This is a genomic window from Sorangium sp. So ce362 (assembly GCF_051519845.1).
GTDB lineage: Bacteria > Myxococcota_A > Polyangia > Polyangiales > Polyangiaceae > Sorangium.
Genome location: NZ_CP150332.1, coordinates 3,331,712 through 3,346,658, shown reverse-complemented (window position 1 = coordinate 3,346,658; position 14,947 = coordinate 3,331,712). Strand labels below are relative to the sequence as shown.

Below are 14,947 nucleotides of genomic sequence, written 5' to 3'. Positions count from 1 at the left end.
CGGTCGTTTTCGGGCGACATCGACGCAGGCCGCGCGTCGGCGCGGCAGATGCGCCCGGCGCGAAGGCTCGCCTCGACGTCCTTTCCCGTTCTTCCCGGCCGTGGAGAGCGGGGCGCCCCGTGCGTCGCGCGCGGATGGCCGGTCGGGTCCTCGGGCGCCGGCGGTTGCCTGAGGGGGCCGGCTCAGGCGCTGCGCCGCGGGCCGCAGCCGTCGATCGCCTGCGCGGCGGGCGGGTCGGGGGGACGGGCGGGGAGCACGAGATCCGCGAGGCGGCGCGCCGCAACGAAGGCCACCTCCTCGTCCGGGGCGAGGTCCTGACCGAGGTTGGCGGGAGCCTGACCGAGGTTGGCGGGAGCCTGACCGAGGTTGGCGGGGCCCGCGCCGGGGTTGACGGAGCCCTCACCGAGGTTGGCGCGCCCGCTCAGCGCGAGCATCGCGATGCCGTGGAGGCCCGCGAAGAGCACGTGGGTGTCCTCCGCAGGGCGCGCGCTGCCGTAGCGGCGCAAGAGCTCGACGAAGCCGCTCCACAGCGGGCGCGTGAGCCGCAGGCGCCCCTGCTCGCGCAGGCGGGCGCGGTCGAAGCGGCGCTCGGCCATCAGCCAGTAGAGATCCGGGTGGCGCAGCGCGAACTCGACATAACCGACGGCGAGCGACCGCGCGTCGGCGCCGGCGCGCGCCCGCGCCTCGAGGAGCTCCGCGAGCCGCCGCCACCCGGCCCCGTCGATGCGGATGAGGAACCCGTCGAGCGAGCCGAAGTGGTGATACAGCACCATCGTCGTCTGGCCCAGGAACGCGGCGATCTTGCGGGCAGTCAGATCGTCGCGCGCCAGCCGGCCGTCGTAGAGCGCCTGGAACACGCGCTCCACCGGCTCATCTGCCTCCGTCACACCCATACCCACGATCCTGCCACGTCCGCGCTTCGCCTGTTGACGCGCTCAGCATAACACTGTTATCCCTGGAGGGGATGGGATTCCTTTACGACGAGACGGCCGCTTCCGGGGCCCAGCGCGGCTGCCGCGGCCTGGCGGTGGGGTTGGCGCTCGCGGTGGGCGCGCTCTCGGGAGCGTGCACGTCGCGGCCCCCGATGGCGGACGACGCGCCTGCGGGGCCGTATGAGGTGGTGGACGGGTGGCCGCGCGTCCCGGAGGGGATGGTGTTCGGGCCAGTGCTCGACGTGGCGGTGGACGCGCGCGGGCGCGTGCTGGTGAGCCATGCGGCGGGGCGCACGTCGGGAAACGACGCGCCGATCAGCGAGGCGACCGTCCTGGTGTTCGATGCCGGGACGGGGGAGCTGCTCGATGCGTGGGGAGAGGGGCTGTTCGTCTATCCGCACGGTATCGAGGTCGATCGGAACGACTTCGTGTGGGTGACGGACTCCGAGCAGAACCGGGTGTTCAAGCTGACGGCGGAGGGGAAGACGGTGATGACCCTCGGCGAGGCGCCATGAGGGGACGAGGCGCGTGGATCCTCGCGTCGCTTGCGGGGCTCGGGTGCGCGGCGAGCCCGGAGCAGCTCGACCGGCCGACGAACGTCGCCTTCGGCCTGGACGGCGACATCTACGTGGCGGACGGCTACAACCATGCTCGCATCGCGCGCTTCTCCGAGGACGGCGAGTTCTTGATGGAGTGGGGCGAGAAGGGGTTCGGGCGTGGGCAGCTCGACACGCCCCACGGCATCGTCACCGACGACGAGGGGCGGGTCTACGTGGCGGACCGGGAAAACGCGCGCGTGCAGGTCTTCAGCGCAGACGGCGACTACCTTGCGCAGTGGAAGAGCGCCGCGCTGGGGCGACCGTGGGCGATCACCTTCGGGCCCGATCGGCACATCTATGTGGTCGACGGGGGGGACCAGGATCCGGAGCGGCCGCGGGGGCATGTGGTGCGGATCAACCTCGATGGAGAGATCGTGGACCGATGGGGAACCTCGGGGGACGGCCCCGGGGAGATCGACTGGGGACACGGGATCGCGGTCGGGCAGGACGGGAGCGTCTACGTGACCAGCCTGCGGGGTCGCGGCGTGCAGAAGTTCAGGAGGACGAGGTGAGCGGGCGCACGCTCGCGTTGACCGTGGTTGCCACAGCAGGAGTAGTAGGAGTAGGCGCCCTCGCGGCAGCGCCGAGCTGGGCGCAGGGGACGGGCGAGATGCCGGAGCGGCTCGAGGACCGCGGCCATGTTGCGCTGTACGGCATATTTACGGCCTCGCCGCAGGATAGGGAGCTGGCGACGATCCATGTCGCGCCGCAGGTGTCGGCGGGCGTTCGTCTGAACGGCTGGCTGAGCGCAACCACGGACGTGACCTCGGCCTGGACCACGTTTCAGGTGGAGGGCGAGACGAGGCGCTCGTCGTTTCGCTTCGGGAACCCGTTCATTACCGTGCAGGCGGCGCTGGTCGAGGAACGCCAGCGCTCGTTCCGCGCCGGGATCGGGGTTGCACCGCCGTTGACGACTTTCCCTGGCACGATCCCGGAGAACACGGAAACCGAGTATAACTACGCGGTCGCGACGGCAGCGCGCGGGTTCGCGGATTACTGGCTGTGGGCGCCGAATGCGATCCCGATCGCCTTGCTGCTCCGCAGCCGGATGGAGCTGTCTACGCCGGTGGTCGTTGGCGCCGAGCTGGATCCGGCCGTGCTCATTTCCGTGAACTCCAATCCGTCGCGGCTGGCGATCATGGCCGCCGCGTACGCGGGCTTCAGGATGGGTCCGCTGACGCCCGGGCTGCGGGTGCAGATGTTCGCCCAAACGGCACCGCTCGCCGGACGGGACTTCTCGCAGTGGGCGGCGATCTTGTACGCGAACGCAGAATTCGACGCGATGTTCGTGCGCTCCCAGGTTGCCGTCAACCTGGATGCCCCCTCCGGGCTGGCTGGCCAGCGAGGGGCAACCGTGTGGGGGGCGTCGCTGGGAGGCGGGGTCCGCTTGTAGAGAAAGGCAGGCCGGGGGCGCAGCGCGGTCGACCCCGGATCCCCGGATCCCCGACCCACGTTGCGCCGGAACCGACCCACGTTGCCGGACCTGCCGGAACCGACCCACGTTGCGTGTGCCGTGCGTGTGCCGTGTGCCGCGTGTGCCGTGCCGGACCCGATCCATGTTGCGCGACAGCAGCGATAGCTGGCGGAAAGGGTGGCGGCCGCCACCCGCCCAAGCGCGGCAGTCGCCCGGAACAACCGCATTCTCGCATGGCACGGCTCTTGATATCGCCGATGAACATGAGCCAGCCCCGCGCTATCGTCCCCGGCGCTACCTACCTCCTCACCCGCCGTGTCCTGCGGAGACACTTCCTCCTCCGCCCCGATTCCGCCATCACACAACTCGTGATCTATACCCTGGCGCTCTCGGCCCAGCGCTATGGGATCCTCGTGCATGCGCTCTGCGTGATGTCCACGCATCTTCATCTTGTCGTCACAGACACGCGTGGCGAGCTCCCACGATTTCTTCAGCGATTTCATCGCCTCGTCGCGCTCGGGACCAAGGTCCTGCGAGCGTGGGAAGGCCCGGTATGGGACCACGGGGCGACGAGCGCGGTACACCTGACAACAAGGGACGCGCTGGTTGAGAAGATCGCCTACACGCTCGCGAATCCGGTGGTGGCTGGCCTCGTGCAGCATGCACACCAATGGCCAGGGGCGAAGGTACTCGTCGGAGAACTCGGCTGCGGTGCACTGCGAGCCCAACGCCCTGAGATTTATTTCAATTCGAAAAACACCGAATGGCCGGAGGAAGCTGCCATTTCGATCACAATTCCACCTGTGATCGCGAACAGCGAGACGGATGGTTTTCGTCACGAGGTCGCGGCAAAGCTCGATCAATACGAGCGACGGGCTCGCGCGAGCCTGGAACAACAGGGGCTCGGCTTCCTCGGACGTGCACGTGCAAGCAAGGTTTCCCCTTACAAGCGCGCGAAGACCATCGAGCCGCTTCGCGAACTCAATCCGACATTCGCGGTTGGTCGCGGGCGAACCGACGCGCTAAACAATGCCATCGCCGCCGTGCGCGCCTTCCGCGCCGCGTATCGCAAATCACTCGAGCAATGGCGTGCGGGCGCGCGCAGCATAATCTTCCCTACAGGGACGTGGTGGATGCGTGTGTTCCACGGAGCTTCCGTTGATGAGGGCGAGCGCGCTGCAGCATAGGCGCAGAGCGAGCACGGCTCGAAATCGACGAGGGGTAAGCGGATGCCACGGGTGGTGCCTCTCCCGTCGTACAACCAGGGTCCAGGTCGTATTGCCGTACTGTAGGGGTGGCACGCAGGACCACACGTTCACGCTCACCTAGGCTTGCTCATGGGCTCACAACGTCCGTTTCAGGCCGCGTGATCATAGCGGGTCGGCGTAGCTACCCGTTCGCCTTACTCGGTCCGGGCACCGGGATCGGGACTGGGCTCGGCGTAAGCAGGCAGGCTGGCTGGCTCGGCGTAACCACGGTCGGTTCGGATCCCGGATCCGGATACCGAATTCGAATTCGAGTCGCAACCACGGTCGGGTGGGCCGTGGGCCGGGCCGGGCCGGGCCGGGTTGGGGTGACGGTCGGGTGGGCGCGATCGGGTCGGCAACGGCGCAACCACGGGTCGGCAACGGCGCAACCACGGTCGGGGCGGGCGGGGCGGGCGGTACGGGCGGGCGCAACCACGGTCGGGGCGGGCGGGGCGGGCGGTACGGGCGGGCGCAACCACGGTCGGTTCGGCGGGGCGGTTCAACCACGGTCGGTTCGGCGGGGCGGTTCGGGTCGGGGGGCTGGCTCGGGGGCGAGGTCGACCTCCTCGGCTCCGGTCCGGCCGTACTCACACGCCCACGCGCCCAGCACGGTCGGCTCACGGCTCACAGCTCACCCTCGCCATGCTAGACCGCGCTGCGCCGATGCCCCCCGAGCGCTCCCTTCCCTCCTCCACGAGCTCCCCACTCACCGCAACGATGGGCGAGCTCGCAGGCGACCTCGACGAGCTCGCCTCGAACGACACCGCCGCCAGCGGCCCCCTCGCCTCCACGCCGGCCGACCACGAGCCGCTCCCGTCGTTCGACCTCCCCGCGGACCGCCGCGTCGTGACGCCCCGCGATCTCGCCGCAGAGCTCGCCGCAGCGGCGCATGGTACACGCCACGTGACGGGCTCGGCCGGCTCGGCCGGCGCCCTCGTCATCCGTCGCCTCGCCGCAGCCGCCGTCGGCCGCCCCATCGTTGCCTTCACCCCCGACGTCGACAGTGCCCGCGCCCTGGCGGCGGACACCTCGTTCCTGCTCGCCGACCGGGACGCCGACGCCGCCGAGGCCGCCGGCGCCATGGCATCCGGCCGCGTCCTTCTCTACGTGCCCAACGAGGCCAGCCCCTACGCGGACGTCAACCCCGACCGCCGCGGCGCCCAGACCCGCCTCGCCACGCTCTTCCACCTCGGCATGGACCTACCGTGGTCGGTCCTCGTCTGCCCCATCACCGCGCTCGCCCGCAAGGTCGTTCCCAAGGACGAGGTCACCGAGCACGCCGAGCTCGTCATCTCCGAACAGGAGATGGATCGCGACGCGCTCTCCGCGCGTCTCGGCGCCTCCGGCTACGTGCGCAGCCCCCTCGTGGAGGACCCCGGGACGTTCGCCGTCCGCGGCGCCCTCCTCGACGTCTGGGCGCCCTCCGCCGAGCTGCCGGTGCGCATCGACTTTTACGGAGACGTCATCGCGTCGATCAAGACCTTCAACCCCGACGATCAGCGCACGGTCGCCGACGTGAAGGAGGTCTGGCTCCCGCCGGCGCGCGAGGCAATCCTCACGGCGGACAACGTCGAGCGCGCCCGCCAGCGTGTCCGCGCCGCCTGCGACGCCATCGACTTTCCCTCGATCAAGGCGCGCGCCCTGGTCGACGACGTTGCCAGCGGCCGCGCCTTCTTCGGGGCCGAGGGCTACCTGCCCGCCTACGTCGATCTCGCGCCCTTTGCCTCGTACCTGCCCAGCGAGGCGCTCGTCGTCCTCGAGGACCCGGCCTCCCTCACCGCCGCCCTGCGCGACGAGCTCGGCCGCGCCGCCGCCGACCGGAGCCACAAGGATCGCGAGCCGCACTTCCCGCTCGGGGCCTTCTACGAGGACGAGGCGCACGTCGCATCGTGGCTAGGGGACCGCACCGGGGTTGCGCTGCACCGCACCGGGGTTGAGGGCGCTGTGGAAAATCAGGACTCGCTGGAGCGCTTCGAGGTGGTTCCTGAGGATGCCCCCTCGCTCGCCATGCGGGACCAGTCGGACCTCGAGCGCGCCATCAAGGCGACCCGCGCCTCACGCGGCAAGCACGGCGCCCTGGACCCGCTCGTCCGCCGCGTGGTCGCCTGGCAAGAGGCGGGCCTGCGGGTGCTCATCGCCGCGCGCGCACAGACCCAGGTTGAGCGCCTGGTCACCCTGCTCCGCCACCGAGACGTGCGGGTAAAGGCCAACCTCGGTCCGTTCGACCCCGGGTTCCTCGATGGCAGCAGCTCGGCTTCTCCGCGCGACACCGCCCTCGTCGTCACAGGCTCCCTTGCGCGTGGCGTCATCGCTCCGGCCGAAGGGCTCGCTCTGGTCACGGAGGAGGAAATCTTCGGCGCCCGCGCCCACCGCCGGGCCGCTCGCGCCGCCGCCTCGTCCACGAAGCCCGCGCAGGCCTTCCTCGAGGACCTCCGCAACCTGGGTGTCGGCGACTACGTCGTCCACGTAGAGCACGGCATCGGCCGGTATCTCGGCCTCGTCCACAAGCAGGTCGGCTCAACCACGGTCGACCTCATCGCCGTGGAGTACGCCGGGGGCGACAAGCTCTACCTCCCGGTCTACCGCCTCAACCAGATCCAGAAATTCAGCGGCGGCGAGGGCGCACCCAAGGTCGACCGGCTCGGTGGGCAGACCTTCGCCAAGACGAAGGCGCGGGTCGAGAAGAGCGTCCGCAAGATGGCCGACGAGCTCCTGCGCCTGTACGCCGAGCGCCGTGCCGCCACCGCCGAGCCCGTTCCGCCCACGGACGACGATTACCACGCCTTCGAAGCGACCTTCCCCTTCGACGAGACGCCCGACCAGGCCCGGGCCATCACCGAGGTTGCGGCCGACCTCGAGTCCGGCCGTCCCATGGACCGCCTCGTCTGCGGCGACGTCGGCTTCGGAAAGACCGAGGTTGCCATCCGCGCCGCCTTCCGCGCCGCCTGCGCCGGCAGGCAGGTCGCCGTCCTCTGCCCAACCACGGTGCTCGCGCAGCAGCACTACCTCAGCTTCAAATCCCGCATGGCCTCCTACCCCATCGAGGTCCGCGCCATGTCCCGCTTCCAGGGCAAGCAGGAGCAGGACGAGGTCTCCCGCGGCCTCCGGGACGGCAGGGTCGACGTCGTGATCGGCACGCACCGCCTCCTCTCCAAGGACGTCCACTTCAAGCGGCTCGGCCTGCTCGTCGTCGACGAGGAGCAGCGCTTCGGCGTCACCCACAAGGAGCGCATCAAGGCCCTCAAGACAAACGTCGACGTCCTCACGCTCTCGGCCACCCCCATCCCCCGCACCCTCCAGATGGCGGTCTCCGGCCTCCGCGACATGTCGATCATCACCACCCCGCCGGTCGACCGCCGCGCCATCCGCACCGTGGTGACCCGCCACGACGAGGCCGTCATCCGCGAGGCGCTCCTCCGCGAGCTCGGCCGCGGCGGCCAGGTCTTCTACGTCTACAACCGCGTCGAGGGCCTCTACGAGCGCGCCGCCCGCCTCGCCGAGCTCGTCCCGAGCGCCCGCATCTGCGTCGCCCACGGCCAGATGAGCGAGCACAACCTCGAGCAGGCCATGCTCGACTTCGTCGAGGGGCGCTACGACGTCCTCTGCGCCACCGCCATCATCGAGAGCGGCCTCGACATCCCCCGCGCCAACACCATCCTCATCGACCGCGCCGACATGTTCGGCCTCTCGCAGCTCTACCAGCTGCGCGGCCGCGTTGGCCGCGCCAAGGAGCGGGCCTACTGCTACCTCATCGTCCCGCCCCCGAACGCGATGACCGACGAGGCCCGCGCCCGCATCGAGGCCCTCGAGCGCCACACCGAGCTCGGCTCCGGCTTCCACATCGCCTCGCTCGACCTGGAGCTGCGCGGCTCCGGCGACCTCCTCGGCGCCGAGCAGAGCGGCACCGTCGCCCAGGTCGGCTTCGAGCTCTTCTGCCAGATGCTCGACGAGGCCGTCCACGAGCTCCGCGGCGAGCCCGTCATCCACGACGTCGACACCGAGCTCTCCTTCGACGCCGACGCGCTTCTGCCAGAGGAGTACATTTCCGACGTAGGCGTACGCCTTTCCCTCTACAAGCGGTTTGCGGGCGCCGGCTCGGCCGAGGACGTGCAGGATCTCGCGGTCGAGGTGGAGGACCGCTTCGGCGCGCCGCCGATCGAGGCGCGCCGGTTCGTGCATCTCATGCGGCTCAAGACCGAGCTGCGCCGGCTGAAGGCGCTCGCGTGCGAGGCGAGCGCCAAGGGGGTCACGCTGCACCTGCGCGAGGACACCCCGCTCGACCACGCCAAGGTCCTCAGGCTGGTCCAGCTGAAGGGCTCGCCGTACCGGATCTCGCCCGACATGCGGCTCTCCCGTCGCGCCAGGGACGGCGAGGTCTTCACGAGCGGGCTGGAGGCGGCCGACAAGCTCCTCAACGAGCTCGCCAGCTGCCTCAAGGACGGCGCCTGATCGCGCGCCGCCGCCGCGGCCTCCTGGGTCGTCCGGCTCACCCGGGTGAGCTCGCGTCGCGCGATTGACGACGATGCCGCCGCGCAGCGTGGCGGCTCGCGGCGCGGAGGCGACGCCGCGCTCCGGCGGTGATAGCGTCGAGCGACGGGAGGGGATAGATGACCGATCGCCCGGATCACGAGCAGCTCGAGAGGCTCCAGGCGAGCACCATGACGAGCTGGTACAGCCCCTTCCAGCTGGCCCGCTCTGCGCTCGACATGACCGTCTCCCACCTGATGGGCGCGCGCGGCGACTTCAGGCTCATCGAGGCGATCGCCGGACCGCAGCCGCCCTTCGATTATGCCGTCCGAAACGGCCTCCCGCGCGACGAGATCTGGATCGATTACGTGGCGGACATGGGCGACGGCTTCAACCCCACCTACGCGATCGCGAGCCTGCTCGCCCGGCCGACGCTCTCGCTCGACGGCCGCGAGACCAGGCGCGGAGAGGTGCTGATCATGGGCGGGGACCAGGTGTACCCCTCGGCCACGCGCCAGGCGTACTGGACGCGCCTCGTCGAGCCCTACGCGGCCGCGCTCCCGAAGGGCGACGTGACGGAGGCGCCGCACCTGTTCGCCATCCCCGGCAACCACGACTGGTACGACGGGCTGATGAGCTTCATGCGCCTCTTCGGCCAGAAGCGCACGCTCGGCGCGTGGAAGACGCTCCAGTCGCGCAGCTACTTCGCGCTGAGGCTCCCCCACGGCTTCTGGCTGCTCGGCGTGGACATCCACCTGGAGTCCGACATCGATCAACCGCAGATCGAGTATTTCTGCAAGCTGGCGAGGCACGACATGCGCGACGGCGATCGCGTGGTCCTCTGCACCGCCGAGCCCGACTGGGTGAAGGGCGCGCTCTACAGCACCGATCTCCAGAACAACCTCGCGTTCTTCGAGAAGCAGCTCAAGGTCACGCGGCCCGGGGTCGAGATCGTCGCGCGCATCGCCGGAGATCTGCACCACTATCGACGCCACGAGTCCGCTGACGGCCGGCAGAACATCATCGCCGGCGGCGGCGGCGCGTTCCTCCACCCGACCCACGGCGATCCGGTCGCCGTGGTCCGCTCCGGCGAGGGCGCGGACGAGCGCCCCTACACCCTGAAGGCCTCGTTTCCATCAGAGTCGGAGTCGCGCCGGCTCACCTGGCGCAACCTCCTGTTCGCCCGGTACAACCTCGGCTTCTGGCCCGCCGCTGCCTTCGTCTACATGCTCTCCTCGCTGACGCTGCCCCGCCCCGGTCCGGGCGCCGTCGCGTGGGTCCTCGTCGTCCTGCTCGTGTTCATCGTCTTCACCGACACGCACAAGAGCTGGTATCGCTACCTCGCCGGCTCGCTCCACGCGCTCGCGCACCTCGCGGCCGCGCTGGGGCTCGCCTACGCCGGCGCCGCGCTGCTGGGCGTCGATGTCCGGGATCTCCAGTCCATGTGGAGCCTCGTCGGCGTGATGCTCTTCGTCGGCGTGACCGGCGCCGTGGTCGGGTCGACGTTGATGGGCGTCTATCTCCTGATCTCGCTCAACCTCGCGCGGCGACACGGGAACGAGGCGTTCTCGGCGCTCCAGATCGAGGACTACAAGAACTTCTTGCGGATTCACGTCCACCGCGAGGGGCTCACCGTCTACCCCGTCGGACTGAGAGCGGTGCCGCGCACGTGGAAGGTGGCCGAGGATCGCAAGCCCGGCGAGCCGCGCTTCGTCCCCGCCTGCGGCGCGCTCGCGCCGGAGCTCATCGAGCAGCCCGTCACGATCCCGGCCGCGCCGCAGCATCGCCGGACCGGCCAGTCCACCCCCGCCGCCGCGGCCGCCGGGCTCCGCGAGTGCCCCGCCGGCGAGCCGCGGAGCCGCCCCTCGGCGGCCGGTTCCACGGCGGAGGCCGGCGCGCCCGAGCTGTGAGCGGGACGAGAGCCCCAGGCGATCATTCCTGCTGCATGAGGCAGTTCGCCTCAGCCGCGACATTCTGCCTTGTGTGACGGGCGCAGCGGTGCGCGACCGGCTCACTGCATGAGAAGGGCCTCTCGGCTGCCGCGCTCGGGGCGAGCTCCTGCACCCGCGCGAGCGGGCGCGTCCGTGCGAGCGGGCGCGTCCGGAGGCCTTCTCCGGCGCGCCGCCGGCGGTCAGGGCGACGCGGCGATGTTGGGCATCGTCGGCGGAGCGACCTTGGGACAGATCGCGCGTTGCTCGCCGGGGGGCGCGAGCGGATCCTGGCCTTCCCTCGGGCACGAGCGCGGACCGTTCGCGATGGCGTCGTGCTCGCGGTCGTCCGGGGTCCATTCGCGGTTGATGCTGGGCGCGTTCGCGAGCCCCTCGGCGCACGCCGCGGAGGCGGCGACGAGGAGCAACGCGAGCGCGCCGCGGATCGAGGAGCCAAGAGAGCGTTTCATAGGCACATCCCATCTCCCCGCGGCGCCGGCGCTGGTCGCGCCGGTCCACGGAAGCTGTCAGGGTTTCCCGACAGGGTTCACGGTCCGTGCCAGGTCGAGGCTGCCGGGCCGATCATACCGCCGGGCCGCCGCTCCCGGCCGCCCCCCGCGGCCCCGCGGGGCCGTCGAGCCGAGCGCGGCCAGAGCGGCGCCCGATTCGGCTCGCGGCCTGCGCACGGCTTGCGTCCCCGCGCAAATGCCCAAGGTGGTCGGCGAGGGGGTCCGTGCGCGGAGCGCGACCCCGAAAAGGAGTGTCGATCATGGCGAGAGACGTTATCGAGGTGCTCAACGGTCTCATCCAGCTCGATCGCGACGCGATCGCCGCTTACGACCAGGCCATCGAGGCGTGCGAGCACGCTCATTCCAGGGAGATGCTCGCGAGGTTCAGGGACGATCACGGGCGTCACGTGGTGGATCTGAGCGCGCACGTGGCGTCGCTCGGCGGCACCCCGCCGCAGGCCCGCGACCTCAAGGGCAAGCTCATCGAAGGGTTCACGGCGATCACGAGCATGGGAGACCAGAGCGCGCTCCTCGCGATGCGCGGCAACGAGGAGCTCACGAACCGGCAGTACCAGGCGGCGCTGGACGAGACGCTCACGACCGAGGCGCGGACCATCGTCGAGCGCAACTACACCGATGAGCAGCGGCACCTCGCGTGGATCAAGGACGCGCTGTCGAGGAAGGTCTGGGAGCGAGCTGCATAGTGGGCGCTCGGCCCGCGACGGCGACGAACACGATCGGAAGCAGGTTCCACGGGGGTAATATGAAATCGAATCGGTCCATCCAGCTCGCGCTCGCCATGGGCGCGCTCGCGATCGCGCCGGCGCTCGCGGCCGCTCAGACGGGCAGCACCAGCCCGCCGCAGCAGCGCGAATCGGGCACGCCGGGAGCGCCGCAGGGCGGCGCGCAGCAGGGCGGCGCGCAGCAGCAGCAGGGCGGCGCCCACGGGGCGGCGCAGGGTGGCGGCGCGCAGCAGCAGCGGGGCGATCAGCCTGGCGCGAGCAGCGGGAAGCGCGCGCAGCAGCAACAGGGGCAAGGCCAGAAGAAGCAGGCGATGAAGCTCCAGGAGCACATCTCGTTCCAGGTCGAGGAAGGGTGCACCTACACGGCCTCCGTGAACGGCCGGATCGAGCCCGCCGCGGCGGGCAAGGCGCAGCAGCCGTCGGGTGGCCAGCCCGGTGGCGGTAGCCAGGGACGGGGCGGCACGGGTGCGCAGGGCCAGACCGGCGGCGCCGCGCAAGGATCTGCCGGCGGCAGCCAGGCCCAGGCCGGCGGCGCTCAGGATCGCGGCCGCGACACCGGCGGGAGCCAGGCCCCGGCCGGCGGCGCTCAAGGCGGCGGCCACCAGGCCGGCGCAGCTCAGGACGGCAGCCAGGCCCGCGCAGGCGCCCAGGCCGGCGGAGCGCAAGGCGGTGATCAGGCCGGATCGACGGCTGGCGAGCAGGAGCGGGTGAAGCCCAACCTCACCGTCTCCGCCTCCATGAGCTGCCCGAATGCGCCCGAGCTCCGGGTCACGGACACGCTGAAGACGGACACGGCCGTCACCCGCTCGGAGCTCGAGGGCATGATCGCGCGTCGAGCGAGCATCGCGACCGAGAAGGGCGGACGCTTCTGCATGTATGTGCCGCAGTTCGAGCTGACGCGCGAGAAGCTGAGCGGGAAGGGCATCGCCCAGCTCTGCCGCGTGCCCGCGGCAGATCAGAAGCAGGGCATGCGATAGGCCGCGTCTGACGGGGCACGTCGTGCCACGAGCACCGGTCTCGGACCGCTCGCGGCGTTCGTCAGAGAGAGCCGCTCCGGAGAGCGCCTGTTCCCGTCGAAGTGGGCACGAGAGGCGCGTTCCAGGAGGCGCGAGCCTCCTGGAACGCGCGGCGACGCGGCTCGTGGAGGAGAGGCTCAGATCACGGGAAGAGCGGACAGGGCGTCACCCGACCGATCACGTAGGGTCGCGTCGTGGGATCGTAAACGGTCGCGCCCGAGGTGACGCTCCAGCTGTGGCCCTGGCCCGTCAGAGTTGCCGGCGCGGATCCCGGCGTGCTCAGCAGATTTCCCGAGAGCCCCGACAGATTTCCCGAGGAATCGCTGTAGATCCGCATAGACGCCGTCCCCGCCCCCGGGGTGAACGTGCCGCCGGCGCAAGTGCCCGTCCACCGGCTGTCGGGATACGCGGCGTTGCAGCCATGGACTGAGCTGGTGGTGTCGGCGATCGGCAGCGCCCACTGCCTCGTGTTCGAATACTTCGGGTTCAACGCCGTGGGCAGCTCGGTCGCCACATCCCTGATGATCACGGTGTGCCCGCTGTACGATCCCGTCGTGCCTCTGCCGATGACGAGGACGTCGCCCGCCGCGATATTGCTGACGTTCGTGACCTGCGAGACATAGCCGTTGGTCCCGGAGGTGAACTCGCCGTAGTAGGTCAACGAGCTCGGGCTATTCGAGCCCCAGAGGTTGTTGATATCCGCGTCCCCGACCCCGTACACGAGCTTTTGAGTCCACGTGAAGAACCCAGCACCGACGCCGATCGTCGTCCCCGTGGGGGGAGCGAGGACACCATTGATGATATCGAGCGCGCCGTCGGAGATGTCCGCGCACGCATCCGCGGGGGCGGAGCCGAAAGCGACGAGCGAAACAGCAGCAGACGCCATCAGGAAACGAGCCACATTGCTGAACATGAATTACCTCGGTTGACGGTTACTACGTTGCAGTTCCGCAGGCCGAGCAGATTCGGTAGAGGATGTCGATCGGTCGTAGCCAGAGAATCGCACCTGGTCGCGTCGAGCCTAGCGTCCAATGTTTACTTCCCAAACATGGTCTCCGTCAACACACTTCGAGCATTTCCCGATTCACTGATTCATTTTCATGCGCTCATGTAGGACACAAGAGCTCTTCCGCCGGCACCGCCGGATAGTGTCCACCGTATGATCGCCGCCGCGAGTCATCGACTCAGACATCTTTTGGCACCTTGCGGCAGACGCCGCGCGCCGGCGTCCGTGAGGGACGACCTCGTGAGACATCGATCCCGGAAACAGGTCCCGCTGGAATCCAGCAACACTCCACTCGCTGTACGCTGGGGCTCAATGGATCTGCGATGGGGTGGGTCCCAGGGCGCGAGAGGAGCGAGGGGCGGTTGACGGTGAGTCGCGCGGCTCCAGCCGCCCGAGCGGGGCGCGAGCTCCCGGTCAGCGGCGCGCTCCGCGTGAGCGGAGGCACGCGAGGCGGCCTGCGACAGCCGCCCCCGCCCGTCTCTCCGCCCTCAGTACGGCAGCTCATCCAGCACGGGCACCTCCGGCGGCCGTCCCCGCGCGCCGTTCATCCCGAGCCGCGCGGTGGTCGGCACCCCCACCCCGGGCTGCGTCGCCTCGCCCTCGTCCTCCAGCCCCGGCGGCGGCTGCGCCATGGACCGGCGCCCGGTGAAGCGGAGATCCCGCGCGATCACCTCGGTGCGGTAGCGCCGGATCCCGTCCTTGTCGTAGCTCGATGTCCGCAGCCCGCCCTCGATGAGCACGCCGTCGCCCTTGGTCAGCACCTTCGCGAGCGCCTCGGCGCGCGGCCCCCAGAACACGATGTTGTGCCACTCGGTGCGCTCCTTGGACTCCTTGTTCTTGTCGACGAACGACTCGTTCGTCGCCATGCGCAGCTGGAGCACCGGCGTGCCGTTGCCGGTGTAGCGCAGCTCCGGATCCGAGCCGAGATTGCCCATGAGAATCACCTTGTTCAGTCCTTCGTTCATGACGTGCTCCAGATCGTAACGTTGTTGTCGTTTGACGTCGTTGCTGCCGTTTGCTGTCGTCGCCGTCGTTTGCTGTCGTTTGCTGTCGTTTGCTGTCGTTACTGTCGTCGCCGTCGTTTGC

12 protein-coding genes are annotated in these 14,947 nt (G+C 70.0%); 8 read left to right on the top strand and 4 right to left on the bottom strand.

Features of this window, described 5'->3' with window-relative positions; translation table 11 throughout:
• Positions 1-182 precede the first annotated feature (182 nt).
• The gene (locus tag WMF17_RS13285; RefSeq protein WP_437602412.1) at positions 183-893 is read right to left on the bottom strand and encodes a TetR/AcrR family transcriptional regulator; all 711 of its coding nucleotides are present in this window, start codon (positions 891-893) and stop codon (positions 183-185) included.
• 71 nt (positions 894-964) lie between these two features.
• On the opposite strand from WMF17_RS13285, the gene WMF17_RS13280 reads away from it, so the two are divergent.
• From WMF17_RS13280 to WMF17_RS13255, 6 genes are all read left to right on the top strand, one after another.
• Positions 965-1,447 (top strand): hypothetical protein, encoded by a 483-nt coding sequence (locus WMF17_RS13280; protein WP_437602411.1) that lies wholly within the window; start codon positions 965-967, stop codon positions 1,445-1,447.
• Entirely contained in the window at positions 1,444-2,043 is a 600-nt protein-coding gene (locus WMF17_RS13275; protein ID WP_437602410.1) for a hypothetical protein, read from the top strand. The genes WMF17_RS13280 and WMF17_RS13275 overlap by 4 nt, the downstream gene beginning before the upstream one ends.
• A 98-nt stretch (positions 2,044-2,141) precedes the next feature.
• Positions 2,142-2,924 carry a hypothetical protein gene (locus WMF17_RS13270; RefSeq protein ID WP_437602409.1) on the top strand — a complete coding sequence of 261 codons (783 nt, stop codon included), beginning with the start codon at positions 2,142-2,144 and terminating at the stop codon, positions 2,922-2,924.
• A 284-nt stretch (positions 2,925-3,208) separates the two neighbouring features.
• Positions 3,209-4,132, top strand: a complete 924-nt coding sequence (locus WMF17_RS13265; protein ID WP_437649723.1) for a transposase — start codon at positions 3,209-3,211, stop codon at positions 4,130-4,132.
• Between the two features lie 777 nt (positions 4,133-4,909).
• The gene (gene mfd / locus WMF17_RS13260) at positions 4,910-8,641 is read left to right on the top strand and encodes a transcription-repair coupling factor (RefSeq protein WP_437602407.1); all 3,732 of its coding nucleotides are present in this window, start codon (positions 4,910-4,912) and stop codon (positions 8,639-8,641) included.
• Positions 8,642-8,799: 158 nt separating this feature from the next.
• Entirely contained in the window at positions 8,800-10,569 is a 1,770-nt protein-coding gene (locus WMF17_RS13255; protein ID WP_437649722.1) for a metallophosphoesterase, read from the top strand.
• A gap of 221 nt (positions 10,570-10,790) precedes the next feature.
• On the opposite strand, the gene WMF17_RS13250 is transcribed toward WMF17_RS13255, so the two are convergent.
• The gene (locus tag WMF17_RS13250; protein WP_437649720.1) at positions 10,791-11,057 is read right to left on the bottom strand and encodes a hypothetical protein; all 267 of its coding nucleotides are present in this window, start codon (positions 11,055-11,057) and stop codon (positions 10,791-10,793) included.
• Positions 11,058-11,356: 299 nt separating this feature from the next.
• Between WMF17_RS13250 and WMF17_RS13245 the strand changes: the two genes are divergently transcribed.
• Positions 11,357-11,800, top strand: a complete 444-nt coding sequence (locus tag WMF17_RS13245; protein ID WP_437649718.1) for a PA2169 family four-helix-bundle protein — start codon at positions 11,357-11,359, stop codon at positions 11,798-11,800.
• Between the two features lie 59 nt (positions 11,801-11,859).
• Positions 11,860-12,816, top strand: a complete 957-nt coding sequence (locus tag WMF17_RS13240) for a hypothetical protein (RefSeq protein WP_437649716.1) — start codon at positions 11,860-11,862, stop codon at positions 12,814-12,816.
• 181 nt (positions 12,817-12,997) lie between these two features.
• On the opposite strand, the gene WMF17_RS13235 is transcribed toward WMF17_RS13240, so the two are convergent.
• Positions 12,998-13,768 (bottom strand): hypothetical protein, encoded by a 771-nt coding sequence (locus tag WMF17_RS13235; RefSeq protein ID WP_437649714.1) that lies wholly within the window; start codon positions 13,766-13,768, stop codon positions 12,998-13,000.
• Between the two features lie 581 nt (positions 13,769-14,349).
• Positions 14,350-14,826, bottom strand: coding sequence for a single-stranded DNA-binding protein (locus WMF17_RS13230; protein ID WP_437602401.1), 477 nt, complete (start codon positions 14,824-14,826; stop codon positions 14,350-14,352).
• Positions 14,827-14,947 lie beyond the last annotated feature (121 nt).

What these genes read in the sequence shown, in the direction of transcription:
- WMF17_RS13250 (WP_437649720.1), bottom strand. Translation starts at nt 11,057, where the DNA reads ATGAAACGCTCTCTTGGCTCCTCGATCCGCGGCGCGCTCGCGTTGCTC.
- WMF17_RS13275 (WP_437602410.1), top strand. Translation starts at nt 1,444, where the DNA reads ATGAGGGGACGAGGCGCGTGGATCCTCGCGTCGCTTGCGGGGCTCGGG.
- WMF17_RS13255 (WP_437649722.1), top strand. Translation starts at nt 8,800, where the DNA reads ATGACCGATCGCCCGGATCACGAGCAGCTCGAGAGGCTCCAGGCGAGC.
- WMF17_RS13235 (WP_437649714.1), bottom strand. Translation starts at nt 13,768, where the DNA reads ATGTTCAGCAATGTGGCTCGTTTCCTGATGGCGTCTGCTGCTGTTTCG.
- mfd (WP_437602407.1), top strand. Translation starts at nt 4,910, where the DNA reads ATGGGCGAGCTCGCAGGCGACCTCGACGAGCTCGCCTCGAACGACACC.
- WMF17_RS13265 (WP_437649723.1), top strand. Translation starts at nt 3,209, where the DNA reads ATGAGCCAGCCCCGCGCTATCGTCCCCGGCGCTACCTACCTCCTCACC.
- WMF17_RS13270 (WP_437602409.1), top strand. Translation starts at nt 2,142, where the DNA reads ATGCCGGAGCGGCTCGAGGACCGCGGCCATGTTGCGCTGTACGGCATA.
- WMF17_RS13240 (WP_437649716.1), top strand. Translation starts at nt 11,860, where the DNA reads ATGAAATCGAATCGGTCCATCCAGCTCGCGCTCGCCATGGGCGCGCTC.
- WMF17_RS13285 (WP_437602412.1), bottom strand. Translation starts at nt 893, where the DNA reads ATGGGTGTGACGGAGGCAGATGAGCCGGTGGAGCGCGTGTTCCAGGCG.
- WMF17_RS13230 (WP_437602401.1), bottom strand. Translation starts at nt 14,826, where the DNA reads ATGAACGAAGGACTGAACAAGGTGATTCTCATGGGCAATCTCGGCTCG.
- WMF17_RS13280 (WP_437602411.1), top strand. Translation starts at nt 965, where the DNA reads ATGGGATTCCTTTACGACGAGACGGCCGCTTCCGGGGCCCAGCGCGGC.
- WMF17_RS13245 (WP_437649718.1), top strand. Translation starts at nt 11,357, where the DNA reads ATGGCGAGAGACGTTATCGAGGTGCTCAACGGTCTCATCCAGCTCGAT.